Raw genomic sequence first — 23,663 nt, 5'->3', positions numbered from 1 at the left:
GGCCGCTGCGCGGGCGGCCTCCATGCCTGGTCAAAATTCAACGAGCACGGCTGGTCAAAATTCAGTGAGCGCCAACACCACTTGGCTTCAACAAGGTAGGTCTCGCTGCCGAACTGAAAGCTACCGTCGATCTGTTCGCCCTTCAAACGGAAGGGGTCTTGCGGGGCCAAACTATAGGCATCAAATAAGTCACGCAGGAATTTCTCGAAGGCATAACCGCGGGCATGCGCCTCCAGCGACGTTATGGCGAGGAGATCGCGCTTGAGCTGGTCCAGTTTATGGCGATCGAACGCTGGAACTGGAGTTTGCTTGGGGGCTTGGGCATTGTCCGGCCGGCCTTCGAGTCGATTGATCAGGGACAGGAGTCGGCCATGGGCGTTTTGAACCTTGTCAGCCTGTCCGGAGTGTTGCCGCAACGCCTCACGATATTCCCACAGGGCATTCAATGTACGTACGACGGTCGGCTTGTCGATCGTCTGAAGAAAGCAACGAAGGCGCTTGGCCTTTGAGCCACCGTTGCGCGAATAAATCGGGGCATCGATATCGATGTTGAGCTCTTCGGCGAAGAACTGCGCGAAGGTGCGATCTGAGAAGTTGAGGACGTAGCCACCGCCCATGTCAAATACATCGTCAAGAAGCATCATGTCGATGGACTTAATATTGCTCATGCTGCGTCCTTCCATAGATGGAATACAGTCTTCATACCTTGTAAGAGGTGTTTATCTTTCTTGGTGCAAAGAGGCAGTCATTTGCATGGGCAGCCGGTGCGTTGATCATTTCCAGAGTCATAGGCTAGCACTATGTTTCACTATGGTCATCAACCTAGCATGGGAAAGAGCGGCGCTTATGTTGGGCAAAGAGGAGTGGTCTGTCCCACACCCTGTGGACAATGGGTTAGGCACAATGGCAGGACGCGGCCATTTCTCTTCTTCTTTATAGAGTGGCCGCTTTGGCCAATGACCAGCCGGTAAACCGGCGGCTGCCATATACACATCTTCATCGGCTGCAAAGGATGATCTTGCTCGCCTGTGCTTTCAGCTCAGTGTGTACTTAGAAACGACAACCCCGCCGTTCGGCGGGGTTGTGTAGAAATTGGAGCTCAGTGCTGTGAGCGTTGCTTTTAACGACGCTCATGAGGCAACACGTGCCGGTTCTGGCGGTAGCATATCTTTGCAGTTTGTCTGGGGAGCATATCTTTGCAGTAGCTGCAAAAAATTGCTTCCTGTCTCAAGATATCCGCAAGCCTTTGATTTGTATGGTGGACCGGAGGAGGATCGAACTCCCGACCTTCGCATTGCGAACGCGACGCTCTCCCAGCTGAGCTACCGGCCCTGAGGTATTGGGGAAAATTCTAGCGGCATGGCCTGCGCTTGGCAATTCTCCGCGGATTGCTTGCGCCGCTTATGCCACCAAGCGTGTCAGCCGACGAACAGGAAGGGGTTGGGGCCGGTGCGAGAGAACCCCTTTTCTTCCACTAAGGCGTCGAGTGCCAAGGTGGCGAGGTCGTCGGCGACCGAGTCGACCGCCGGGTCCTTGTCCTGGCGCATCAGCTTCAGGTAGCCGTGGCAGTCGCCGCAGCTCTCGGCGCGGGTCGGCGCCTTCTCGGCGTCGAGTACCCAGTAGCCGATGTCACCGCTCGATTCGCAGTGGCTACACCGGCTGCGCACCAGATGCCACTCGCTCTCGCACAGGCTGCAGTGCAGATAACGCAGGTCGGCGGCGTCGCCCCGATGCGCACTATGCTGGCGACCGGCGCGCTGCCGCACACCGGGCACAGCGCGTGCTGACCGCCCGGCGTGGCGACGGCGCTGCTGTCGGCCAGTTGTGCGGCGAGCTGGCTCCAGTAGGCGGACAGCGCCGCCCATAGCAGCGGCGCGGCGGCGACGCCGACCGGGCCGGCATCGCCGGCGAGCAGCGCGTCGGCCATCGCGTCGCGCTCGGCCCTCGGGGTGTCGGCCAACCTCAGTGCGACGGCGCGGATCATGGCGGGCAGCGCGCGATCGTCGACGAGACGGGCGAGCAGCGCGTCGAGCAGCATCTGCCATTCGGGCGATCGCTGCCAGCCGTCGATCGACAAGGGCGGCAGGCCGTGTTCGGCGCAGGCGGCGATCAGTCCGGCGACGTCGGGCAGGCTGACCGGGCACTCGTGCACCAGCGCGTGCTGCAGTTCGGTGACACGACGGGCGAAGTTCAGATAGTCGGCCATCGCGTGGCCTTCGGCCAACGTCGTGAGCCGGCCGGCGCGCTCGCGGTACAGGGTGCGCGGTGCGGGCAGGCGCAGCGGCTCGATCTGCTCGGCGCTGTGGCGGATCTCGTGCTCGGGAACGATGCGGATGGCCATGAAGAATCCTGTGAGGCGCGGCCGCTGGCCGTTACGGTTTGTCGGCGTCGGCTTGGGCGCCGACCTGCTCGCGGTACCAGCGAGGGTGGTGCTTCTTCGCCCAGGCGGGGGTGACGACGCCCTCGACCATCGCGCGGATCGTGCCCTTCACCCAGATCGCGGCGTAGATATGCACGATGATGCCGATGATCAGCAGGATTGCCGTGGCGGCGTGCAGCAATAGCGCGAGCCGGATCAGCGGGATCGGAAAGGCGCCGGCGAAATACGGGCGCCAGATCACGAAGCCCGAGCCGATCAGCAAGATCAGGCAGGCCGTCATCAGCCAGAACAGGCCCTTCTGACCGGCGTTGTAACGGCCGGTGTCGCCCGGTTCGTGGCCCTTGATTACGCTGCCGATGCCACCGATCCAACGCTTGTCTTCGGCGTCGAAGCGGTTGTGGCGCCACAGCCGGACGAACATCAGGGCAAAGCCGACGAACATCAGCACGCCGATGAACGGGTGCAGAATGCGCGCGGTCTGTCCGGTGCCGAGCACGCCGGTCAGCCAGAACAACGGCGGGTAGAACAGGCCGAGGCCGGACAGCGCTAACAACACGAAGCACAGCACCACCAGCCAGTGGTTGATCCGATCCGGTGCGCGGTAGCGCACGATCAGCTGTTCGCGGCTCATCACTTGCCCTCCTCGTCGTCGTCGGCCTTGTTCGGGCCGACGGTGAGGTAGTGCAGCAAGCCCATCAGACCGGCGGCGACGATGCCGAGCGTCGCCAGCGGTTTCAGCACGCCCTTCCAGACGCCGATCAGCGGGCTGATCACCGGATCCTTGGGCAGGCCGTGGTAGAGCTCCGGCTTATCGGCGTGGTGCAGCACGTACATCACGTGGGTGCCGCCGACCCCGGCCGGGTCGTACAGGCCGGCCTGGTCGAAGCCGCGCGTCTTCAGCTCGGCGACCCGTACGGCCGCGTACTCCTTCATGTCGTCCTTGCTGCCGAAGCGGATCGCGCCGGTCGGACAGGTCTTCACGCAGGCTGGCTCCTGGCCTACCGCCACCCGGTCGGAGCACAGGTTGCACTTGTACACCTTGTTGTCCTTCTTGTTGAGGCGCGGGATGTTGAACGGGCAGCCGGCGATGCAGTAGCCGCAGCCGATGCAGTGCTCCTCCTGGAAGTCGACGATGCCGTTGCTGTACTGGACGATCGCGCCGGGGCTCGGGCAGGCCTTCAGGCAGCCGGGGTCGGCGCAGTGCATGCAGCCGTCCTTGCGGATCAGCCATTCGAGCTTGCCGTGCTCCTCGACCTCGGCGTAGCGCATCAGCGTCCAGCTCTCGGCGGTCAGGTCGGCCGGGTTGTCGTACACGCCGACGTTGGTGCCGATCTCGTCGCGCAGGTCGTTCCACTCCGAACAGGCCACCTGGCAGGCCTTGCAGCCGATGCAGGTGGTGACGTCGATCAGCTTGGCCACTCCACCACGTGCTCGCGCACCACCGGTGGCTGGGTCGACGTGGCCGACCGGCGTTGGATGTCCAACGATTGCAGTGCCATGGTAGGCCTCCCTCACAGTTTCTCGACGTTGACCAGGAACGACTTGAATTCCGGCGTCTGCGTGTTGGCGTCGCCGACGAACGGGGTCAGGGTGTTGGTGAGGAAGCCCTTCTTCATCAGCCCTTCGTAACCCCAGTGGATCGGGATGCCGACATGGTGCACGGTCTTGCCGTTGACCTTCATCGCCTTGAGCCGCTTGGTGACCAGCGCCTTGGCCTTGATGTAGCCGCGGTTCGACGACACCTTGACCATGTCGCCGTGGGCAATGCCTTTCTCCTTCGCCAGCTCCTCGCCGATCTCGACGAACTGCTCCGGCTGCAGCACCGAGTTGAGCCAGACGTTCTTGGTCCAGTAGTGGAAGTGCTCGGTCAGCCTGTAGGTGGTCGCCACAAACGGGAACATGTCGGCCTTGCCCATCTGCTCGAGGTCGCCCTTGAACACCCGCGCCGCCGGGTTCGACACCACCTTCGGGTGCAGCGGGTTGGTGCCCAGCGGCGTCTCGAACGGCTCGTAGTGCTCGGGGAACGGCCCTTCGGCCATCTTGTCGAGCGCGAACAGCCGGCCCATGCCCTCTGGCTGCATGATGAACGGGGTCATCGCGCTGCCCGGGGGCTCGTCGACCTTGAAGTCCGGCACGTCGACGCCGCTCCACTTGGCGCCGTCCCACTTGATCAGCACGCGCGACTTGTCCCACGGCGTGCCGTCCGGGCGGCACGAGGCGCGGTTGTACAGCACGCGGCGGTTGGCCGGCCACGCCCACGCCCAGCCGAGCGTGTTGCCGAGGCCCGATGGATCGGCGTTGTCGCGCCGCGCCATCTGGTTGCCGGCCTGCGTCCAGCTGCCGGTGAAGATCCAGCAGCCCGACGCGGTCGAGCCGTCGTCCTGCAGCAAGGCGAAGCCGGGCAGCAGCTCGCCCTTCTTCGCCAAGAACTGGCCGGGGTTCTTCGGGTCGGGCAGGTCGGATAGCGCACGGCCGTTCATTTCCTTGGCCAGCTCGTCCGGTTTCGGTTCGTGCGGGTTGATGTAGGCCCAGGAAAGCTTCTGGATCGGCTCGGGGAAGGCGCCGCCGTCCTTGTCGTACAGTTCTTTCAGCTTCAGGAAGATGCCGGCCAGGATCTCGGTGTCGGCGAGCGCCTCGCCCGGCCCGTCGGCGCCTTTCCAGTGCCACTGCAGTCAGCGGCCGGAGTTGACGATGGTGCCGTCCTCCTCGGCGAAGCAGGTGGCCGGCAGACGGAACACCACGGTCTTGATGCTGGCGGTGTCGACGTCGTTCTGCTCGCCGTGGTTCTTCCAGAACGTCGAGGTGTCGGTGACGAGCGGGTCCATGATCACCAGGTATTTCAGCTTCGAGAGCGACGCGACCACCTTGTGCTTGTTCGGGAACGCGGCGACCGCGTTGAAGCCCTGGCACAGATAGCCGTTGACCTTGCCCTGGTGCATCAGCTCGAAGTACTGCAGCACGTCGTAGCCCTTGTCCCACTTGGGCAGCCAGTCGTAGCCCCAGCTGTTGTCGAGCCGGGCGTTGTCGCCCCAGAACGCCTTCATCAGCGAGACGAAGAACTTCGGGTAGTTGCCCCAGTAGTTCAGCTGGCCGTCGAGCAACGGGCGGGTGGTGTACTTGGCGAGGTGTTCGGCCAACGTCGGCTCCTTCTCCGACGGCATCGTCAGATAGCCCGGCAGGCTGGTCGACAACAGGCCGATGTCGGTCAGGCCCTGGATGTTGGAGTGGCCGCGCAAGGCGTTGACGCCGCCGCCGGCCATGCCGATATTGCCGAGCAAGAGCTGGACCATCGCCATGGTGCGGATGTTCTGCGAGCCGACCGAGTGCTGCGTCCAGCCGAGCGCGTACAGGAAGGTGGCGGTCCTGTCGGGCACCGCGGTGTCGGCCAGATGAGCGCACACGGTCAGGAACGCGTCCTTCGGCGTGCCGCAGATCGTCTCGACCATCTCCGGGGTGTAGCGCGCGACGTGCGCCTTCAACAGGTTCCAGACGCAGCGGGGATCGGCGAGCGTGTCGTCGCGCTTTGCGTGGCCGGCGTCGTCGAGCTGGTAGGCCCAGCTCGACTTGTCGTAGCTGCGCTTGGCCTCGTCGTAGCCGGTGAACAGCCCCTCGTCGAAGGTGAAGCCCGGGTGCACCAAGAGGCTCGCGTTGGTGTAGGCGAGCACGTACTCGCGGTTGACCTTGTCGTTGGTCAACAGATAGCGGATCACGCCGGACAGGAAGGCGATGTCGGTGCCGGTGCGGATCGGCACGTACAGATCGGCCACCGACGCGGTGCGCGTGAAGCGCGGGTCGATGACGATCAGCTTGGCGTGGTTGCGGGTCTTGGCTTCAATGACCCAGCGGAACCCGACCGGGTGCGCTTCGGCGGCGTTACCACCCATCACGATGACCAGGTTCGCGTTCTTGATGTCCACCCAGTGGTTGGTCATCGCACCGCGACCGAATGTTGGGGCAAGACTTGCCACCGTCGGTCCGTGTCAAACGCGTGCCTGATTGTCGACCGCGAGCATGCCGAGCGCGCGGGTAAATTTCTGCGAGAGCCAGCCGGTCTCGTTGCTCGACGCCGACGCGCACAGCATGCCGGTGCTGAGCCAGCGGTTGACGGTGATACCGTCGGCGTTCTGCGTGACGAAGTTGGTGTCGCGGTCGGCCTTCATCAGGCGGGCGATGCGGCTGTACGCCTCGTCCCAGCTGATCCGCTTCCACTCGTTGGCGCCGGGTTCGCGCACTTCGGGGTATTTCAGGCGGTTCGGGCTGTGCACGAAGTCGAGCAGGCCGGCGCCCTTCGGACAGAGCGCGCCGCGGCTGACCGGGTGGTCGGGGTCGCCCTCGATGTGGAAAATCGCGGCCTTGGCGTTTTTGGCGCCGTCGCCGAGGCTATACATCAGAAACCACAGCCGACAGAGCAGTACGGACAGGTATTCCGCGTCTCGGTCGCGCGCAGCAGCTTGTAGCTGCGCACGTCGGCCAAGGCCTGCTCGGGCAACAAGCCGAGCGCGGCGATCGTGGTACCTGCCATGCTGCCGGCGGACAGCTTGAAGAACTGCCGTCGATTGACTCGCATGAGGGGCCTCCGGTTCGGGGGACGAGCTGCCGCGCGAAGCGGCAGGATGGCGATATCCCTACACTTCCTGGGTTTATTATTGCAGACCGTTGTAACAGTACAAATGCAAGTATCAGAGGTTGATCTTAGATGACTTTGTCCGACATTCAGGACGAAAACCGTGCCGAATCCAGCCGTTCGCTGCCGCTGCTGCAGTGGCGCGCCGGCTGCGGGCTGTGCGGGGTCGAACAGTTGGCCGAAGTGCACCGCCAGCTGGCGCCGCTGCCGTTCGGCCAACGTCTGAGCCTGGCCGCGCTCGACGCGGCGCTGACCGCCTTGCCCAGTGCGTAAATGCTGTCGCAGCGCACCGGCGCCTGCCACGCCGCCGCCTGGGTGTTGCCGGACGGCACGGTGCTGGTCACCAGCCGCGCCAGTTTCGAGATGGTGCAGAAGGCGGCGCAGGTCGGCGTCGAGATTCTGCTGGCGGTGTCGGCGCCGACCAGCCTGGCGGTGCAGATGGCGCACGATTACGGGATGACGCTGGTCGGCTTCGCGCGGCCCGGTCGTGCCAATATTTACACCCATGCAGGGCGGATGAGTCCCGATTGAGCGGGCGGGTAGCACAAGCTTGCGACGGATTTTGCAGTGCGGCAAAAAGGGCAGGCCGCTTGTCCTACATCGGCCTTGCATTTATGGCAAAGATATGAACAGAATCCCTATTCGATATTGTTCACATCCGTACAAGAAACAAGCATGGCACTCATCGTACAGAAGTACGGCGGCACGTCGGTTGGCTCTACCGAGCGCATCAAGAACGTTGCCCGCCGCGTCGCCAAATGGAAGGCGCAGGGTCACGACCTGGTCGTGGTCCTGTCCGCCATGAGCGGCGAAACCAACCGCCTGATCGGGCTCGCCAAGGAGATGCAGGAATACCCTGATCCGCGCGAGCTCGACGTGATCGTCTCCACCGGCGAACAGGTCACCATCGGCTTGTTGGCGATGGCGCTGAAGGAAATCGGCCTCGACGCGAAGAGCTACTGTGGCTGGCAGGTCAAGCTGAGTACCGACTCGTCGCACACCAAGGCCCGCATCCAGACCATCGACGACGAAGCGATGCGCGCCGACCTCACCGCCGGCAAGGTGGTGATCGTCGCCGGCTTCCAGGGCGTCGACGAGCAAGGTGACATCACCACGCTGGGCCGTGGCGGTTCGGACACCTCGGCCGTGGCGCTGGCCGCCGCGCTGAAGGCCGACGAATGCCAGATCTACACCGACGTGGACGGGGTCTATACCACCGACCCGCGCGTGGTGCCGGAGGCGCGCCGTCTGAAGACGGTGACCTTCGAGGAAATGATCGAAATGGCCAGTCTCGGCTCCAAAGTGCTGCAAATCCGCTCGGTGGAATTCGCCGGCAAGTACAAGGTGCGACTGCGCGTTCTGTCCAGTTTCGAGGACGAAGGCGAGGGCACGCTGATTACGTTTGAGGAAGACGAAAACATGGAAAAGGCCATTGTCGCCGGCATCGCATTCGACCGGAACGAGGCGCGTATCAACGTCAAGGGTGTGCCGGACAAGCCGGGCATCGCCTACCAGATTCTCGGCCCGATCGCCGACGCGAACATCGAAGTCGACATGATCATCCAGAACGTCGGCGAACACGGCACAACGGATTTCTCATTCACCGTGCCGCGCGGCGAGTTCCAGCGCGCGCTGACCATCCTGCGCGACGTGCAGACCCACATCAGCGCCGCCAAGATCGATGCCGATGACAAGGTCGCCAAGCTGTCGATCGTCGGCGTGGGCATGCGTTCGCACTGCGGCATCGCCTCGACCATGTTCCGGACCTTGGCCGAAGAAGGCATCAATATCCAGATGATCTCCACTTCCGAGATCAAGGTGTCAGTGCTGGTCGACGAAAAGTACCTGGAACTGGCCGTACGTGTTCTGCATAAAGCATTCGGTTTGGATCAACAACCGGAAGCTTAAAAAAGCTTGACAGGGCAGGGCGCCAAAATTAATATGGCGCCTCGCTCGACGGAGAAATGGCCGAGTGGTCGAAGGCACTTCCCTGCTAAGGAAGCATACGGGCTTAAACCTGTATCGAGGGTTCGAATCCCTCTTTCTCCGCCAGCTACCGTGCACCCGTAGCTCAGTTGGATAGAGTATCTGGCTACGAACCAGAGGGTCGGGCGTTCGAATCGCTCCGGGTGCACCACAATTTGTCCCTATAGTTTAGCGGTTAGAACACCGCCCTTTCACGGCGGTAGCCGGGGTTCGATTCCCCGTGGGGACGCCAGTTTGAAAAAAAGCGCTTGAGGAAACTCAAGCGCTTTTTGCTTTTCCAGCCGCGTACATTTTGTTTTTTCCGGATAGTTTTTGTTTTTATTTCCGATGCGCACGCTTCTCTCTGTTTCATCCAGTTCAGATTTTTTGCCAAGGCCCTTATGATTGCTCGGGTGAAACGAATGACTTCGGCCAATACTTAAGGCGGACCGGCGGATGCGCCGGTCAGTAGGGGAGAATGCCATGCGCCTTACCGCGAGACTCGTCAGCGCCGGCTTGCTGCTGTTGACGCTTGGCGCCTGCTCGGATCGCCAGGACAACCACTACGCTAGCTACGAAGCCGCGAAGTCGGCCGGCGCGGTCGATCACGGCTGGGTGCCGGACTGGCTGCCGGCCGATACCGGTGCGATCGACGAGGCGCACGATCTCGACACCAACCGCAGCATGGTGCGCTTTGCGCTGCCGGACAACAAGACACTGGCCTTGCCGCTCGACTGCGCACCGGTGTTGCCGGGCCGGCTCAGCAAGCCGTTCGATTCGGCGTCGTGGTGGCCGGCGGTGCTGCCGTCGCAAGGCGATGCGACGCATCATTATTACCGCTGCGTCGACGAGGGCATGGTCGCGGTCGACGAGCAGCGCGGCCTCGGCTACGTTTGGCAGTAAGACCTTCTTCTCCTCCCTCCTGTTCGGCCAACGTTGGCCGAATCCTGCGGCAAGCGTCCCTGCTTTGAGTACAATGACATCTCGTGGCTGGCGGCCTGACACGGGCTGCATAGGCAATGCCGTTGCCATTCTTGTCGGGAATACCATGACCGTTCGTTGGACACATATCACCATCCAGGTCAGCGACCTGGATCGCTCGATCGCGTTTTTCGCCCGCTACGGCGGCCTGCAATTGGTGCGCGACCGACGCCTGGAAGGCGGCAGCACCGTCTGGCTCGGCCCGGCGGTCGTAGAGACGCCGCTGTTCGTGGTGGTGCTGCTGCCGGGTGAGGTAACGGCACCGCTCGACCATTTCGGCTTTCAGTGCGACTCGCGCGCCGAGGTCGACCGGCTCGCCGCGATGGCGGAGCAGGAGGGGCTGCTGGTCAGCGCGCCGCGCGACAGCGGCGGCAGCATCGCTTACTGGGCGATGATCCGCGACCACGACGGCCATCGTTACGAGTTCACTCACGGTCAACCGCTGATTGGCCTGCCGGGCGCGGCGGCCTGATGACCGGCGAAGCTAATGAGCACGGCGATGGCCGTGTTCCTCCGGCCGTGATACCGGGCGACCAGGGGAAGCAGGGATGAAACAGACGATCCAGATACGCGACGGCGAGCGGGGCGATTTTGTCGAGGTCGAGACTATGGTGCGCGCGGCGATCGCCGAGGCGTTCTACCGGCTGGAGCTGAACGCCGCCGAGCGGGCATCGAACGAGCGCATCGTCGAGCTGGTGCCGGCCTGTTGTCTGGCCGCGATCGACCATCCGGACCGGCGGGTGTTGGTGGCGGTGCAGGGGGCGGAGCTGGCCGGCTTCGTGATCCTCGACGGGCTGGGACAGCAGTGCCCGGAGCTCGACTGGTTGATCGTCGCGCACCCCTACCAGGGATGTGGCGTGGCACAGGCGCTGATGGACGCGGCGCTGGCGTGTGCATCGCCCCCGAAAAGGATATCCAGCTCGGGGTGATCCGCTACAACGAGCGGGCGCAGCGGTTCTATCGCCGCTACGGTTTCGAGGACACCGGCCAGCCGTCGCGCAATCACCCGATCCCGCGCAAGCTGATGATCCGGCCGGGCCGCCGCGCGGGTTGAGCCTGGCCGAAGGCCGGATAGCAGAAAGGGCGTCCAGTGGGACGCCCTTTTCGTTGCCGACGGGATCGGGCCGGGCTACAGGAACCAGGCCAGCGCCACCGCGGCCAGCATCGCGAACGCGCAGCCGATCTTGGCGACGGTGCCGGCGATGAAGCCGATGAAGGTGCCGATACCAACCCGGCCGGCCTGGTAGACGTCCTGGCGGGCGGCGAATTCGCCGACCGCTGCACCGAGCAGCGGGCCGAACAGCACGCCGGGCAGGCCGAAGAACAGCCCGACCAGGCTGCCGAGCAGGGCGCCCCACAGGGCTTGGCGGCAGGCGCCGGTCGCCTTGGCGCCGAGCAGGCCGGCGAAGGCGTCGATCATCAGGCCGATGCAGGTCAGTACCGCCAGCACCACCAAGGTGATGGCGCCGAGGTGCTGGAAGTCGTCGAGCCAGGCGGCCAGCGCGAAGCCGCCGAGCATCAGCGGCAGGCCGGGGAGCGCGGGAAACACCGTGCCGGCAAGGCCGAATAGCACCAGGGCCGCGGCGGCGAGGTAGCCGGCGATGTCCAGTGCCATCGCCATTAGTGGGAGTACTCGGCGAGCAGGATTTCCTGTGCCGAGCGTTCGCGGCCGCGGGAGGTCTTGCGCCGGTAACTGCCGTCGGCGTGCATCTCCCAGGCGTTGACGTTGTCGTCGAGATAGAGACGCAGGCCTTCCTTGATCATCCGGCGCTTCAGTTTCGGGTCGCGGATCGGCGTGCAGGTCTCGATGCGACGGAAGAAGTTGCGGCCCATCCAGTCGGCGCTGGCGATGAACAGGTCTTCCTTCTTGTCATTGAGGAAGCAGAACACGCGAGTGTGTTCGAGGAAGCGGCCGACGACGGAGCGCACGGTGATGTTGTCGGACAGGCCGGGTACGCCCGGGCGCAGCGCGCAGACGCCGCGCACGATCAACTGGATCTTCACGCCGGCCTGGCTGGCGCGGTACAACGCCTGGATCACCTGCGGTTCCAGCAGCGCGTTCATCTTGGCGATGATCTGCGCCGGGCGGCCGGCCTGCGCATGCTCGATCTCGCGTTCGATTGCGTCCATCACCATGCCGTGCAGCGTGAACGGGCTCTGCGACAGCAGATTGAGCTTGCCGGCGCGGCCGAGGCCGGTGAGTTGCACGAAGATGTCGTTGACGTCGCTGGCGACCTGTTCGTCGCAGGTCATCAGGCCGAAGTCGGTGTAGAGGCGGGCGGTACGCGGGTGGTAGTTGCCGGTACCCAGGTGTACGTAACGGCGCAGCAGGCCTTCCTCGCGGCGAACCACCATCAGCATCTTGGCGTGCACCTTGTAGCCGAACACCCCATAGACCACGTGCGCGCCGGCGTCTTCGAGTTGCGAGGCCCAACTGATGTTGGCCTCCTCGTCGAAGCGCGCCATCAGCTCGACGACCACCGTCACCTGCTTGCCGGCGCGCGCCGCGGCGATCAGCGCATCCATCAGCACCGAGTCGGTGCCGGTGCGGTAGACGGTCATCTTGATCGCGACCACCTGCGGATCGGTGGCGGCCAGGTGCAAGAGGTCGATCACCGGCTGGAACGACTGGTAGGGGTGGTGCAGCAGCAGGTCGCCCTGGCGCAGCGCGTCGAACAGGCTGGCCTTCTTTTCCAGCTGTGGCGGCAGCGTCGGCTGGAACGGCAGGAATTTCAGGTCCGGCCGGTCGACCAGGTCGGGCACCTGCATCAGCCGCACCAGGTTGACCGGGCCGTCGACGCGGAAGATCTCGTCGCGGTTCAGGTTGAACTGGGTGAGCAGGAAGTCTTCCATGTGCGCCGGGCAGGTGTCGGCGATCTCGAGCCGCACCGCTTCGCCGAACTGGCGATGGCGCAATTCGCCCTGCAGCGCGGTACGCAGGTTCTTCAGGTCTTCCTCTTCCACCGTCAGCTCGCTGTTGCGGGTGACGCGGAACTGGTAGCAGCCCTTCACCGTCATGCCGAGGAACAGCTCGTGTACGTGCGAGTGCAGGATCGACGACAGGAACACGAAGCCGTGCTGGCCGCCGACCAGCTCGGACGGCAGCTTGATTACCCGCGGCAGGATGCGCGGCGCCTGCACGATGGCGATGCCCGACTGACGGCCGAACGCGTCGCGGCCTTCCAGCTCGACCGCGAAGTTGAGCGACTTGTTCAGGACCTTCGGGAACGGGTGCGACGGGTCGAGGCCGATCGGCGTCAGCACCGGCATCAGTTCGCGGAAGAAGTAGCCCCGAATCCACTCGCGCTGCTCCGGGGTCCACTCCGAGCGGCGCAGGAACACGATGCCCTCCTCGCGCAGCGCCGGCAGCAGCACCTCGCGCAGCACGCCGTATTGCGCCCTGACCAGCTCGTGCGCCGCCTTGGTGACACTTTCCAGCGTCTGCCGGGGTGTGGCGCCGTCGGGTAGGATGCGGGTCGGGGTGAGCTGATCGGTGTCCTTCAGCCAAGCGACGCGCACCTCGAAGAATTCGTCGAGGTTGGACGAGACGATGCAGAGAAACTTCAATCGCTCCAACAGCGGCAGCGCCTCGTCTTCGGCTTGCGCCAGCACGCGGCGGTTGAATTCGAGCAGGCCAAGTTCACGGTTGAGCAGCAGATCGTGCGGTTGGGACATACGAGGTCGGCGTTCCTGCGGTGATCGGGACAAAAAAGCCCTCGTGAAGAGGGCGGGTGATGCGCTGTTACTGGCCGGTCGGTGGCACGTAGCCGGTCGGGGCGTCGGCGCCCTGGCCGAAGAAGTAGGCTTCCAGCTGCTGTGCCAAGTACTGGCGCGCGCGCGGGTCGGCGAGGCTCAGGCGGTTCTCGTTGATCAGCATCGTCTGATGGCGCAGCCAACCCTGCCAGGCCTCTTTCGAGACGTTCTCGTACAGGCGTTTGCCCAGTTCGCCCGGGAGCGGGGCGAAGTCCATGCCTTCGGCCTCGCGGCCGAGCTTCACACAGTGAACCATGCGGGTCATCGGAGTTATTCCTTGCTCAAATGTAATCGAATCCTAATGGCCAATTGTGTCACAGAGGCGACGCCGAGGCCATAAGCTCTCACAGCGCCTTGACGAACACCTTGGAGCGGCGCTGGTAGTTGTAGAGGCGCTGCCGGGTCAGCGGCAGGTGACTGATCTGCGCCTCGGAGAAGCCGCGTTCGACGAACCAGTGCGCGGTCTGCGTGGTGAGCACGAACAGCGAGGCGATGCCGCGGGTGCGCGCCTGGTACTCGACGTGGCGCAGCAGCATCTCGCCGTAGCCGGAGTCGCGTTTTTCCGGCGAGACGGCGAGGCAGGCGAGCTCGGCCATCGGCGCGTCGTCGAAGGTGTGCATCGCCACACAGCCGTACACCTTGCCGTCGTGTTCCAGCACCGAATAGTTGGTGATGTCCATCTCGAGGTGCTCGAGGCTGCGCTTGACCAGGATGCCGCTTTCCTCGAGCGGCCGGATCAGCGCCAGGATGTCGCCGATGTCCTCGATGCTGGCGGTGCGCACCCTGACCAGCGGGTCGCGCGCCACCATGGTGCCGGCGCCGCCGTGGGTGAACAGCTCGGCAAGCAGCGCGCCGTCCTCGTTGCCGTTGACCAGGTGGGCGCGCGGCACGCCGTCGCGGGTGGCGCGGATCGCGCAGGGCAGGTAGGCGGCCACGTCGTCCGCCTGGGTGCTGCTGGCCAAGAGCTCGTCGGCCTGCTGTGCGGTTAGCGTGCTGATCCGGCCGCCGTCGGTGTTGGTGGCACCCGGGCCGCCGACGAAGAAGATCAGCTTCTCGGCCTTGAGCGTGATCGCGACGTGGGTGGCGACGTCTTCCATCGCCAGATTGAACGCCTCACCGGTGAGCGAGTAGCCGATCGGCGACAGCAGCACCAGCTCGCCCGCTTCCAGGCGCTGGCGCACGCCGGTGTCGTCGAGCTTGCGCAGTTGGCCGGTGTACTGCATGTCGACGCCGTCGATCACGCCGAGCGGTTGGGCGGTCAGGTAGTTGCCGCCGGCGACGCGCAGGTGCGCGCCGTGCATCGACGAGTTGGGCATGCCCATCGACAGCGCCGCTTCGATGTCGTGGCGAGCGGCGCCGCTGGCCTGCTTGACGATTTCCAAGGTGGCGAAGTCGGTGACGCGGCGCTGGCGGTGGAATAGTCGGGCCAGGCCGCGCAGCTTCAGTTGCGACTCGATCTGCGGGCGGGCGCCGTGCACCAGCACGATGCGCACGCCCAGGCTGGTGAGCACGTTGATGTCTTGCGCCAGGCTGGGAAAGCGGCCGCTGGCGACGGTTTCACCGTTGATCGCGATCACGATGGTGCGGCCGCGGAAGGTGTTGATATACGGGGTGGCTTCGCGGAACGAGAGGACGAATTCGCGAGTCAGCATGCAAGCGCTCCTGCCTGTGGCGCTGCCGGTCGGGCGCGCGGCGGCGTTCGGCCGACCTGTCGTGGGCAACGCCAGGTAAACGGGTTGATGGTCAAGCCCGAAAGCGTAGCAGGAAAGGGCGTCGAATGGCAGCGGAATGGGCGAGTGTCTGTCATCCGGGAGGCGAGTCAATCGGGCGGCGCTGCAGCGGAGGGTTCAGCGATACACGCCACTCCTCCGGGGTCTCGTCGCGGTCGTCGTGCAGATGATGCTGATAGAGGGTGCTGAACGCCTCGCGTGCCGTGGGGCGGCCAACGGCACGGCCATATTGTGCCGTTGCACTTCCTCGCTGTAGGCGATCGGTGCCAGCCGCCAGCGCGACCAACTGTGCCGGTCGAGCTCAAAGCCGGCGGCGCGCAGGCGTTGCAGTACTTCGGTGAGGGTGTGCTCGGGCAGGGTGTAGGTGACCAGCAGGCGCCGGTACGGCGGCAGGACGAGCGCGGTGAGCCCGGGCTCATGATGCAACAGGCGCGCGGCAGGCTCGGTGTCCTGCGCGCGCGCCAAGTGCAGAGTGCGGCATTTGAAACATTCCTGGTCGAGCATGGCGTTACCTCGCGAGGGAGGGGCGCCGTGCGCGCGCCTGGGCGCCTCTTCAGCCTTTCTTCTGCAGAATTTGCTGGACCTTGAGGATATTCAAGGCCTGGCCGAGCTGGTAGTCGGTGGCCGGGTCCGGCTCACGCGGGCCGACCGGGTTGGCTTGGTCCTTGTCGTTGCCCTTGTCCTTGTCACCACCGTCCGGCGTTTCCTTCGGCGTCGGCGGCTCGATCACCTTGCCCGGTTTGGCGTCGGTCTTGCCTTCGCCGTCCGGGTTGGCCAGGTGGTTTTCGAGGTCGGCCTCGCGGACCCGCAGCCCCTGCTGGGCGCTGGTCAGCTTGGCGTCTTCGACCTGGACGTCCGGGACGATGCCCTTAGCCTGGATTGAGCGGCCGTTCGGGGTGAAGTAACGCGCGGTAGTCAGCTTGATGCCACCGTTGTTGGCCAGCGGCAGGATCGACTGCACCGAGCCCTTGCCGAAGGTCTGCGTACCGATGATCAGCGCGCGCTTGTGGTCCTGCAGCGCACCGGAGACGATCTCGGATGCCGAGGCAGTGCCGCCGTTCACCAGCACTACTAGCGGCACGGTCTTGAGATCGGCCGGCAGCACCGCGTTCGGATCGGATTCGCCCGGGCGCAGGTAGTTCTGGGCGTTGGCGGTCAGGTGCATCTTGGCGTCCGGGGTGCGACCTTCGGTGTACACCACCAGTTGGTCTTTCGGCAGGAACGCCGCGGACACGCCGACCGCGCCGTTGAGCAGGCCGCCCGGGTCGTCGCGCAGGTCGAGCACGATGCCTTTGAGCGGCCCCTTGTTCTGCTTATAGAGCGTCTGGATGGCCTGGATCAGGTTCTCGACCGTGCGTTCCTGGAACTGGGCGATGCGCAGGTAGCCGTAGTTTGGCTCGATCAGCTTGAAGCGCACGCTCTTGGTCTTGATCACCGCGCGGGTCAGCGTCAGTACGATCGGCTTGGTTTCGGTCTTGCGGGCGATGGTCAGCGTGACCTTGCTGCCCGGCTTGCCGCGCATCTTCTTCACCGCGTCGGTAAGCGACAGGCCGCGCACCGGGGTCTCGTCGATCTTGATGATCAGGTCGCCGCTCTTCACGCCGGCACGTTGCGCCGGGGTGTCTTCGATCGGTGCGACCACCTTGACTAGGCCGTCTTCGGCGCCGATCTCCAGCCCCAGCCCGCCGAACTCGCCCTGGGTGCCTTCCTTCAGCTCCTTGAACGCCTCCGGGTCGAGGTAGTCGGAGTGCGGGTCGAGGCCGGACAGCATGCCCTTGATCGCCTCGTTGATCAGTTTCTTGTCTTCGACCGGCTCGACGTAGTCCTGCTTGATGCGGCCGAACACCTCGGCGAAGGTCCGCAGCTCGTTCAGCGGCAGCGGGCCGGTCACGTCCTTGTCGGCGAGTGCCTGCAGGCTCAGGGTGAAGAGGCCGCCGGCGAGCGCGCCGGCGCCAAGCAGGGCCAGTTTTTTGATGCGTTGATTGCTGATTGCCACAAAGGTCTCCGTGAAGACGGCTAACGGGCCCAGGCCAGCGGGTTGACTGGTCGTCCCATGTAACGGATTTCAAAGTACAGGCCGGATTCGCCGCTGTCCAGTGCCCCGGTGTTACCGATGGTATCGCCGGCCTTGAGGCTGCTGCCGACACCGCGACCGATGCCGGACAGGCCGGTATACACCGTCATGTAGCCGCCGCCGTGGTCGATGATCACTGCGTTGCCGAAGCCGCGCAGCGCGTCGGCGTACACCACCTGGCCGTCGGCCACCGCGCGCACCGGCTGGCCGGCGGCGCTCTTGATGAAGACGCCCTTCCAGCTGGTGCCTTCGTTGCGCGGCGTACCGAAGCGACCGGCGAGCGTGCCGGCGACCGGCAGCTTCATCCTACCCTGTAGGCTCTTGAAGGCGCGGCCGGAGGCACTGTTGTCGGCGACTTCGTCGATGGCCGGCTCTACGACCTTGACCGGCTGGCGCGCTTCGGCCGGTACCGGTTTGCCTTGCTTCTTGGCCTGTTCGGCCAACTTGCGGCGCCGTTCGTTCTCTTTCTTGGCGGCCAGCTGGCGCGCCTTGCGCGCTTCGGCCGCCTTGCGTGCCGCTTCGCGGCGACGCGCTTCGATCTCGCGTTGGATCTCGGCGATCAAGCCGGTTAGACGCTTTTCGCTGGCCTTCAGTTCGGTGAGCTTTTGCTGCTGGCCCTGAATCTGCGTCGCGATCTGTTGGGCCTGCACCTGTTGCTGTGCCTTGGTGCTTTCCAGCTGCCCCTTTTCGCGGCTCTTGCTGTCCGACAGGTTTTCCAGCCGGCCCAGCTCCGCCTGTAGGCGCTGCTCCAGCGTCTCAAGCTCGGTCTGTTGCTCTTTCAGCGAGGCGACCAACTGGGTCTGCGCGCGCGCGATGTGCTTGTAATAGGCGAGGTCGCGAGCGTTCTGGTTCGGGTCGCTGGCGTTTAGCATCAGGCTCATCGCGTCATGCTGGCCGCGGCTGTACTGGCTGACCAGCATCTTGCTGACCCGGGCACGGGTGCCGGCGACCTGGGCGCGGGTGGCGGCGAGCTTGGCGTGCAACTCGTCCAGCTGGCGTTCGGAGGAGGTCTGCTTCTTTTCGAGGCTGGCGATCTCCTGCTTGGTCGCCTGCAGCGCCTGTTCCGACTGCTGGATTGCGCTCTGCGCCTCCTTGCGTACCACCTCTTTCTGGGCGATGTCCTTCTGGACGCTGTCGATTTGCTGGCGCACGGCGCTCAGATCCTGCTGGTGCGGCGCGGTGCTCAGGGACGGCTCCGGCGCCGCCCAAGCGGCGCCGGAGATCAGGAGGAGGGCGAGAAGCGGTTTCACTGAAAGTCGATCAACGATTCACCGGTCATTTCATCGGGCTTGGGCAGACCCATCATCGCCAACAACGACGGCGAGATGTCTTTCAGTGCACCGCCCGCGCGGATCGTGGCCTTTCGGCCAACGTACAGGAACGGTACCACGTCCAGCGTGTGCTGGGTATGCGGCTGGTGGTGGGCCGCGTCGTACATCCGTTCGCAGTTGCCGTGGTCGGCGGTGATCAGCACTTCGCCGCCCGCTTGTTGCATTGCGGCAACGCAGCGTGCCACGCAGGCGTCGAGCGTTTCGACCGCCTTCACCGCGGCGTCGAACACGCCGGTGTGGCCGACCATGTCGCCGTTGGCGTAGTTGCAGAGGATCGCCTGGTACTGGCCGCTGTGGATCGCGTCGACGATGCGGTCGGTGACTTCCGGCGCGCTCATTTCCGGTTTCAGGTCGTAGGTGGCGACCTTCGGCGAGGGCACCATGATGCGCGTCTCGCCCGGGTATTCCTGTTCCTCGCCACCGTTGAAGAAGTAGGTGACGTGCGGGTATTTCTCGGTCTCGGCGATGCGCAGCTGCTTCAGGCCCAGCCGCGACAGGTATTCGCCGAAGCCGTTGACCAGCTTCTGCGGCGGGTAGGCGACCGGGTTGATGTAGCTGGCACCGTAGGAGGTGAGGGTGGCGAAGTAACCGAGCTGCGGCCGCCGCGCGGTGAAGGCGTTGAAGTACGGGCCGGTCAGTGCGGTGGTCAGCTCGCGGGCACGGTCGGCGCGGTAGTTCATGAACACCACCACATCGCCGTCCTCGATCGGGCTGCGCGGGCCGATCACGGTCGGCTTGACGAATTCATCGGTCTCGCCGCGTTCGTAGGCCAGGTTCAGCGCATCGAGGCCGCTGACCGCGCGGTACTCGGCCTCGCCGTCGACCATCAGCCGGTACACCGGTTCGACCCGTTCCCAACGCAGGTCGCGGTCGAGGCCCCAGTAGCGGCCCGACACCGTCGCCAGGCGCACGCCGGGCTTGTCAACGCAGACGGCGTCGAGGCGTTTGAGATACAGTTCCGCACTCTTGGGTGGGGTGTCGCGACCATCGAGAAACGCATGTATTCTAATGTGTTCCACGCCATTCTGATGGGCGGCGCGGATCAGCGAGTGGAAATGGTTTTCATGACTGTGCACGCCGCCGTCCGACAGCAGACCCATCAGGTGCAGGGTGCGACCCTTGGCGCGGTTGATCGCTTCGGCGATCACCGGATTGCTGGCGAAGGTACCGGCTTCGATGTCGCTGTCGATGCGGGTGATGTCCTGCTTCACGACCCGGCCGGCGCCGATGTTGAGGTGGCCGACTTCGGAGTTGCCGAACTGGCCGCCGGGCAGGCCGACCGCGCTTTCGGACGCGTCGATCGTGCCATAGGCGTAGTCCTGGCGGAGGCGGTCCCAGTTGGGGGTGTTGGCGTGCAGGATGGCGTTGTCCTCGCCGTCGGGGCGATGGCCGAAACCGTCGAGAATCAGCAGCAGAACCGGGGTGATGGATGACATGATGGGCACTATCGGAATATTAGAAGTTCTTGATGTTGCGGCATATTACAATTAGTATTGTAACCACAATCAGAGCCGTTTAATCGGCCGACTACAGAAACTCAGGGAAAACGGGAGTACATCTTGCTGTTCAACGATGACCAGATAGAACAGACGTCGCGAGCCATGAAGGCGATGTCACATCCTTTGCGCCTCAAGATCATTTCGGTATTGGGCGATCAGGAGGTGAGCGTGCAGGACATTGTCGACAAGGTCGGCACCTCGCAGAGTAATATTTCCCAGCACCTCGCGATCATGCGCGACAAGGGGGTGCTGCGTACCCGCAAGGACGCTAACCGCGTCTATTACCGGGTCGGCGACATCCGCACTCTCGAAGTGTTGAAGATGATGCGCGAAGTGTTCTGCGGTTTTAGCGACTAGGTCGCGCCAGATTCGTCTCTCACGCCCCGGCGGTGACTTCGGTCGCCACGGGGCGTTTCTGTTTCTTCCGGATGTACAGCGTCTTGTGGACCCGGGCGACCACTTCGCCTTGTTCGTCCACGATCTCCACCTGCAATTGCGGTAGATATTTGTCGCCATCGGCGGTCATCTCGCGGATCGTCGTGAGCGTCGCCGCGTCGAGGGTAAAGCGCGCGCTGACCGTGCCACGGCCGGGCTTCAGGTAGTCGATGCTGCCGGTCTTGTCCCAGACGATGTAGTCGTGACCGAGGCTCTGGATCAGCATCAGCATGAAGAACGGGTCGGTCATCGCGTACAGGCTACCGCCGAAGTGCACGCCGACGTAATTGCGGTTAGCGAGGCGCAGCTTCAGCGCGACGGTGATGTCGCGCCAGTCGGGCGAGATGGCGCGCACGCGGATGCCGGCGCCGAGGAACGGCGGCCACAGGTTGATCAGCAATCGGGCAAGGCGCGGGGTCAGTTTCATGATCATTCAAACGGTTGTTTGATTGCCGCATGGTGCGGCCGGCCCCGGCGCTTGTCAAGAAATGCAAGCGGCTCTCAGAACGGCAGTTCGGCCTGGATCACCGGTTCGGACTGCGGCGGGTCGATGATCGCCTCGGTCTGCCCTTCGGCCAGGCGCAGCGTCACCCGCTCGCCGCGCACCACTTCGTGCGGCGCCTTCACCGCGCGGCCGTTGGCCTTCTGCACGATCGCGTAGCCGCGCGCCAGCACCGCTTCGGGATTCAGCGCGGTCAGCGTGCCTTCGCAGCGCGCCAGCCGGCGCTGTTGCTCGGACAAGAGCCGTGCCACGCTGCGGCCGAGCCGCTCGCCGAGCTGGTCGAGCAGGCGGTGCTGGCTGCTCAGGTCGGGCAGCAGCCGGGCGAGTCGTGCCTCGGCGGCGGCGAGACGGCGCTGGCGGCTGTCGAGGCAGGTGCGGATCCGGCTCTGCAGCCGGTGTTCGGCCAACCTCAGCGTGTCGCGCTGCCGTGCCAGCCGCTCGCCCGGGTGGACCAGCCGGCGGCTGAGGAAGTCGAGCTGTTGCGACTTGTCGGTCATCAGCCGCGACAGGGCCCGCTCCAGCTGGCGCTGTACCTGTTCGACCCGCTGCAACAGCTGCTCGCGGCTCGGCGACACCAGTTCGGCGGCGGCGGTCGGGGTCGGTGCGCGTCGGTCCGCGACAAAGTCGCAGATGGTGAAGTCGGTCTCGTGGCCGACGCCGCTGACCACCGGGATGGCGCAGTCGGCGACCGCGCGCGCCACCACCTCCTCGTTGAACGCCCATAGGTCCTCGATGCTGCCGCCGCCGCGGCAGACGATCAGCACGTCGACCTCGCGGCGGGCGCTGGCCTGGCGGATCGCCGCGGCGATCTGCTGTTCGGCGCCGGCCCCCTGCACCGGGGTCGGGTAGAGGATCAGCGGGATGCTCGGCATGCGCCGGCGCAAGGTGCTGACCACGTCGCGCAGCGCCGCGGCGGCCGGCGAGGTGACGATGCCGATCGCGCGCGGGTGCGGCGGCAGCGCGCGCTTGCGGCCGGCGGCGAACAGGCCCTCGGCCTCGAGTTTGGCCTTCAGTTTCTCGAACGCCTCGTAGAGCCGGCCGAGGCCGGCGCTCCTGAGCGTCTCGACGTTGATCTGGAACTCGCCGCGCGCCTCGTACAGCGTCACCTGGCCGCGCAGCTCGACCTGCATGCCCTCGCGCGGCTTGGCGGCGAGTCGGACCAGCTGGTTGCGGAACATCACGCAGCGCACCTGCGCGCCGCCGTCCTTCAGCGAAAAATAGGCGTGGCCGGAGGCGGCCAGCGTCAGGTTGGAGATCTCGCCGCTGATCCAGACGGGAGGCACGCCGAGCTCGAGCAGCTCGCGTGCCAAGCGGTTCAGGGCGGAGACGCTGATCACGTCGTCAGGGTTGGCCGAAGGGGCAAAAATCATGCTTGTCAAGTCATCCACAGGGGCGGCGCCGCGCAGGGGGCGCCGCCGATTGTCTTACATAATGCCCGCTCTCGATCGGATGAAAACGGTCAATGTACTGATTTTAAAGGCTTTCCGCGGGTGGTGCATTTTCTGGGCGGCACCAGCGCAAGCCTTGATTTGTCAGGATTCGGCCGGCTTTTTGGCGCGCTATCCACAAAGTTATCCACAGCTTTTGTGGATGCCTTGGACTTTTCGTTTAAAAATCGCGACTTAGCGCAGGCAACAACGCACCCTCCCGGCGGCGCTTGACGCCGGTCGGCGCGGCCTCGATTCTCGCCGCCGCGGTTGCGGAAGGTTGCCGCAACCGGCTAAAGTTTAGCGTTTGCAATCCCCGGGGAGAAAGCCCAAGTGTGGTCAATCATTGAGGCGGCCGGCTGGCCGATCTGGGCCATCATCGTCGCGTCCATCGTATCGCTGGCGATCATTTTCGAACGGCTCTACAGCCTGCGTGCCACGCTGATCGCCCCGCACGGGCTGCTGCGCGAGACGGTACAGGAATATCGTGCCGCCGGCGCGGCGCCGACGCTGCTCGACAAATTGGGCCGGCATTCGCCGCTCGGCCGGCTGTTCGCCGCCGGGCTGCGCAACGTCAGCGGCTCGCGCGAGGTGATGAAGGAGGCGATCGAGGACGAAGGCCGGGTGGTGGCGCACGGTCTGGAGCGTTTCCTGACCTCGCTCGGCACCATCGCGGCGATGGCGCCGCTGCTCGGTTTGCTCGGCACGGTGATCGGCATGATCGAGATCTTCGGCTCACAGTCGCCGGGCGGTACCGACCCGCGCGTGCTGGCGCACGGCATCTCGGTCGCGCTCTATAACACCGCCTTCGGCCTGATCGTGGCGATTCCGAGCATGATCTTCTACCGTCACTTCCGCGCCAAGGTCGACGCGCTGCTGGTCGACATGGAGATGCAGGCGGTGAAGCTGGTCGAAGTGCTGCACGGCGAGCGTCAGAACGGCAACGGCCAGCATTGAGGGCG

At 64.6% G+C, this 23,663-nt stretch carries 23 protein-coding genes, 4 tRNA genes and 2 pseudogenes; 12 read left to right on the top strand and 17 right to left on the bottom strand.

Going from position 1 to position 23,663, the window contains the following annotated elements; all coding sequences use genetic code 11:
* From ACZ2IA_RS19075 to fdnG, 7 genes and pseudogenes are all read right to left on the bottom strand, one after another.
* Positions 1 to 668: hypothetical protein (locus ACZ2IA_RS19075; protein ID WP_470294172.1), on the bottom strand; the 668-nt coding region annotated here is incomplete at its 3' end.
* A gap of 588 nt (positions 669 to 1,256) precedes the next feature.
* A tRNA-Ala gene (locus tag ACZ2IA_RS19070) sits at positions 1,257 to 1,332 on the bottom strand.
* An 86-nt stretch (positions 1,333 to 1,418) separates the two neighbouring features.
* The gene (locus ACZ2IA_RS19065; RefSeq protein WP_470294176.1) at positions 1,419 to 1,865 is read right to left on the bottom strand and encodes a hypothetical protein; all 447 of its coding nucleotides are present in this window, start codon (positions 1,863 to 1,865) and stop codon (positions 1,419 to 1,421) included.
* Positions 1,865 to 2,341: pseudogene (fdhE, locus tag ACZ2IA_RS19060) on the bottom strand (formate dehydrogenase accessory protein FdhE domain-containing protein); the annotation flags it as partial. The pseudogene fdhE and the gene ACZ2IA_RS19065, both read right to left, overlap by 1 nt.
* A 31-nt stretch (positions 2,342 to 2,372) precedes the next feature.
* On the bottom strand, positions 2,373 to 3,011 hold the full coding sequence (locus ACZ2IA_RS19055; protein ID WP_470294171.1) for a formate dehydrogenase subunit gamma: 639 nt from the start codon (positions 3,009 to 3,011) through the stop codon (positions 2,373 to 2,375).
* Entirely contained in the window at positions 3,011 to 3,799 is a 789-nt protein-coding gene (fdxH, locus tag ACZ2IA_RS19050) for a formate dehydrogenase subunit beta (protein WP_470294170.1), read from the bottom strand. Before fdxH ends, ACZ2IA_RS19055 begins: the two co-directional genes overlap by 1 nt.
* 92 nt (positions 3,800 to 3,891) lie before the next feature.
* Positions 3,892 to 6,947, bottom strand: a pseudogene (gene fdnG / locus ACZ2IA_RS19045) (formate dehydrogenase-N subunit alpha).
* A gap of 129 nt (positions 6,948 to 7,076) precedes the next feature.
* On the opposite strand from fdnG, the gene ACZ2IA_RS19040 reads away from it, so the two are divergent.
* The 10 genes from ACZ2IA_RS19040 to ACZ2IA_RS18995 all read left to right on the top strand — a co-directional run bounded on the left by ACZ2IA_RS19040 (position 7,077) and on the right by ACZ2IA_RS18995 (position 11,004).
* A complete protein-coding gene (locus tag ACZ2IA_RS19040) occupies positions 7,077 to 7,277 on the top strand; it encodes a hypothetical protein (RefSeq protein ID WP_470294169.1) in 201 nt (66 codons plus the stop codon).
* Positions 7,278 to 7,535, top strand: coding sequence for a formate dehydrogenase accessory sulfurtransferase FdhD (locus ACZ2IA_RS19035; RefSeq protein ID WP_470294168.1), 258 nt, complete (start codon positions 7,278 to 7,280; stop codon positions 7,533 to 7,535). It abuts the gene before it with no gap.
* Positions 7,536 to 7,679: 144 nt separating this feature from the next.
* A complete protein-coding gene (locus ACZ2IA_RS19030) occupies positions 7,680 to 8,912 on the top strand; it encodes an aspartate kinase (RefSeq protein WP_470294167.1) in 1,233 nt (410 codons plus the stop codon).
* Between the two features lie 50 nt (positions 8,913 to 8,962).
* A tRNA-Ser gene (locus ACZ2IA_RS19025) sits at positions 8,963 to 9,056 on the top strand.
* A gap of 8 nt (positions 9,057 to 9,064) precedes the next feature.
* Positions 9,065 to 9,141 (top strand) — tRNA-Arg (locus ACZ2IA_RS19020).
* 6 nt (positions 9,142 to 9,147) lie between these two features.
* Positions 9,148 to 9,222, top strand: a tRNA-Glu gene (locus tag ACZ2IA_RS19015).
* A gap of 230 nt (positions 9,223 to 9,452) precedes the next feature.
* Positions 9,453 to 9,872 (top strand): YbbD-related protein, encoded by a 420-nt coding sequence (locus ACZ2IA_RS19010; protein WP_470294166.1) that lies wholly within the window; start codon positions 9,453 to 9,455, stop codon positions 9,870 to 9,872.
* A gap of 145 nt (positions 9,873 to 10,017) precedes the next feature.
* Entirely contained in the window at positions 10,018 to 10,422 is a 405-nt protein-coding gene (locus ACZ2IA_RS19005) for a VOC family protein (RefSeq protein ID WP_470294165.1), read from the top strand.
* Between the two features lie 76 nt (positions 10,423 to 10,498).
* Positions 10,499 to 10,879: a GNAT family N-acetyltransferase gene (locus ACZ2IA_RS19000; RefSeq protein ID WP_470294164.1), complete on the top strand. Its 381-nt coding sequence runs from the start codon at positions 10,499 to 10,501 to the stop codon at positions 10,877 to 10,879.
* Positions 10,876 to 11,004 carry an N-acetyltransferase gene (locus tag ACZ2IA_RS18995; RefSeq protein ID WP_470294163.1) on the top strand — a complete coding sequence of 43 codons (129 nt, stop codon included), beginning with the start codon at positions 10,876 to 10,878 and terminating at the stop codon, positions 11,002 to 11,004. Before ACZ2IA_RS19000 ends, ACZ2IA_RS18995 begins: the two co-directional genes overlap by 4 nt.
* A 75-nt stretch (positions 11,005 to 11,079) precedes the next feature.
* On the opposite strand, the gene ACZ2IA_RS18990 is transcribed toward ACZ2IA_RS18995, so the two are convergent.
* The 8 genes from ACZ2IA_RS18990 to gpmI form a co-directional block, all read right to left on the bottom strand.
* Entirely contained in the window at positions 11,080 to 11,571 is a 492-nt protein-coding gene (locus ACZ2IA_RS18990; RefSeq protein WP_470294162.1) for a DUF456 domain-containing protein, read from the bottom strand.
* Entirely contained in the window at positions 11,571 to 13,625 is a 2,055-nt protein-coding gene (ppk1, locus tag ACZ2IA_RS18985; protein WP_470294161.1) for a polyphosphate kinase 1, read from the bottom strand. Before ppk1 ends, ACZ2IA_RS18990 begins: the two co-directional genes overlap by 1 nt.
* Before the next feature lie 67 nt (positions 13,626 to 13,692).
* Positions 13,693 to 13,968, bottom strand: a complete 276-nt coding sequence (locus tag ACZ2IA_RS18980) for an oxidative damage protection protein (RefSeq protein ID WP_470294160.1) — start codon at positions 13,966 to 13,968, stop codon at positions 13,693 to 13,695.
* Positions 13,969 to 14,047: 79 nt separating this feature from the next.
* Positions 14,048 to 15,355, bottom strand: coding sequence for an amino-acid N-acetyltransferase (gene argA / locus ACZ2IA_RS18975; protein WP_470294159.1), 1,308 nt, complete (start codon positions 15,353 to 15,355; stop codon positions 14,048 to 14,050).
* A gap of 195 nt (positions 15,356 to 15,550) precedes the next feature.
* Positions 15,551 to 15,937: a hypothetical protein gene (locus ACZ2IA_RS18970; protein WP_470294158.1), complete on the bottom strand. Its 387-nt coding sequence runs from the start codon at positions 15,935 to 15,937 to the stop codon at positions 15,551 to 15,553.
* A 49-nt stretch (positions 15,938 to 15,986) separates the two neighbouring features.
* A complete protein-coding gene (locus ACZ2IA_RS18965) occupies positions 15,987 to 17,408 on the bottom strand; it encodes a S41 family peptidase (protein ID WP_470294175.1) in 1,422 nt (473 codons plus the stop codon).
* 41 nt (positions 17,409 to 17,449) lie between these two features.
* The gene (locus tag ACZ2IA_RS18960) at positions 17,450 to 18,757 is read right to left on the bottom strand and encodes a murein hydrolase activator EnvC family protein (RefSeq protein ID WP_470294157.1); all 1,308 of its coding nucleotides are present in this window, start codon (positions 18,755 to 18,757) and stop codon (positions 17,450 to 17,452) included.
* Positions 18,754 to 20,274, bottom strand: a complete 1,521-nt coding sequence (gene gpmI, locus ACZ2IA_RS18955; RefSeq protein ID WP_470294156.1) for a 2,3-bisphosphoglycerate-independent phosphoglycerate mutase — start codon at positions 20,272 to 20,274, stop codon at positions 18,754 to 18,756. Before gpmI ends, ACZ2IA_RS18960 begins: the two co-directional genes overlap by 4 nt.
* 165 nt (positions 20,275 to 20,439) lie before the next feature.
* Here gpmI and ACZ2IA_RS18950 point away from each other — a divergent pair, with 165 nt between their 5' ends.
* On the top strand, positions 20,440 to 20,694 hold the full coding sequence (locus ACZ2IA_RS18950; RefSeq protein WP_470294174.1) for an ArsR/SmtB family transcription factor: 255 nt from the start codon (positions 20,440 to 20,442) through the stop codon (positions 20,692 to 20,694).
* A 19-nt stretch (positions 20,695 to 20,713) separates the two neighbouring features.
* Here the strand turns inward: ACZ2IA_RS18950 and ACZ2IA_RS18945 are convergent, their stop codons facing one another.
* Both ACZ2IA_RS18945 and xseA read right to left on the bottom strand, forming a co-directional pair.
* Positions 20,714 to 21,199, bottom strand: a complete 486-nt coding sequence (locus tag ACZ2IA_RS18945; protein WP_470294155.1) for a DUF4442 domain-containing protein — start codon at positions 21,197 to 21,199, stop codon at positions 20,714 to 20,716.
* Positions 21,200 to 21,273: 74 nt separating this feature from the next.
* Entirely contained in the window at positions 21,274 to 22,644 is a 1,371-nt protein-coding gene (gene xseA / locus ACZ2IA_RS18940) for an exodeoxyribonuclease VII large subunit (protein WP_470294154.1), read from the bottom strand.
* Between the two features lie 390 nt (positions 22,645 to 23,034).
* Between xseA and ACZ2IA_RS18935 the strand changes: the two genes are divergently transcribed.
* Entirely contained in the window at positions 23,035 to 23,658 is a 624-nt protein-coding gene (locus tag ACZ2IA_RS18935; RefSeq protein ID WP_470294153.1) for a MotA/TolQ/ExbB proton channel family protein, read from the top strand.
* The last annotated feature ends 5 nt before the right edge of the window (positions 23,659 to 23,663 follow it).

This window comes from Crenobacter sp. CS_VA4 (assembly GCF_055597485.1).
This window is presented reverse-complemented; position numbering and strand designations above follow the sequence as displayed.

Excerpts from the sequence above, each read along its gene's own strand:
- ACZ2IA_RS18980 (WP_470294160.1), bottom strand. The coding sequence starts at position 13,968 with ATGACCCGCATGGTTCACTGTGTGAAGCTCGGCCGCGAGGCCGAAGGC.
- ACZ2IA_RS19000 (WP_470294164.1), top strand. The coding sequence starts at position 10,499 with ATGAAACAGACGATCCAGATACGCGACGGCGAGCGGGGCGATTTTGTC.
- ACZ2IA_RS18970 (WP_470294158.1), bottom strand. The coding sequence starts at position 15,937 with ATGCTCGACCAGGAATGTTTCAAATGCCGCACTCTGCACTTGGCGCGC.
- ppk1 (WP_470294161.1), bottom strand. The coding sequence starts at position 13,625 with ATGTCCCAACCGCACGATCTGCTGCTCAACCGTGAACTTGGCCTGCTC.
- ACZ2IA_RS18945 (WP_470294155.1), bottom strand. The coding sequence starts at position 21,199 with ATGAAACTGACCCCGCGCCTTGCCCGATTGCTGATCAACCTGTGGCCG.
- ACZ2IA_RS19055 (WP_470294171.1), bottom strand. The coding sequence starts at position 3,011 with ATGAGCCGCGAACAGCTGATCGTGCGCTACCGCGCACCGGATCGGATC.
- ACZ2IA_RS19040 (WP_470294169.1), top strand. The coding sequence starts at position 7,077 with ATGACTTTGTCCGACATTCAGGACGAAAACCGTGCCGAATCCAGCCGT.
- ACZ2IA_RS19010 (WP_470294166.1), top strand. The coding sequence starts at position 9,453 with ATGCGCCTTACCGCGAGACTCGTCAGCGCCGGCTTGCTGCTGTTGACG.
- ACZ2IA_RS18950 (WP_470294174.1), top strand. The coding sequence starts at position 20,440 with ATGAAGGCGATGTCACATCCTTTGCGCCTCAAGATCATTTCGGTATTG.
- xseA (WP_470294154.1), bottom strand. The coding sequence starts at position 22,644 with ATGATTTTTGCCCCTTCGGCCAACCCTGACGACGTGATCAGCGTCTCC.
- gpmI (WP_470294156.1), bottom strand. The coding sequence starts at position 20,274 with ATGTCATCCATCACCCCGGTTCTGCTGCTGATTCTCGACGGTTTCGGC.
- argA (WP_470294159.1), bottom strand. The coding sequence starts at position 15,355 with ATGCTGACTCGCGAATTCGTCCTCTCGTTCCGCGAAGCCACCCCGTAT.
- ACZ2IA_RS19005 (WP_470294165.1), top strand. The coding sequence starts at position 10,018 with ATGACCGTTCGTTGGACACATATCACCATCCAGGTCAGCGACCTGGAT.
- ACZ2IA_RS19065 (WP_470294176.1), bottom strand. The coding sequence starts at position 1,865 with ATGGGCGGCGCTGTCCGCCTACTGGAGCCAGCTCGCCGCACAACTGGC.
- ACZ2IA_RS19035 (WP_470294168.1), top strand. The coding sequence starts at position 7,278 with ATGCTGTCGCAGCGCACCGGCGCCTGCCACGCCGCCGCCTGGGTGTTG.
- ACZ2IA_RS19030 (WP_470294167.1), top strand. The coding sequence starts at position 7,680 with ATGGCACTCATCGTACAGAAGTACGGCGGCACGTCGGTTGGCTCTACC.
- ACZ2IA_RS18990 (WP_470294162.1), bottom strand. The coding sequence starts at position 11,571 with ATGGCGATGGCACTGGACATCGCCGGCTACCTCGCCGCCGCGGCCCTG.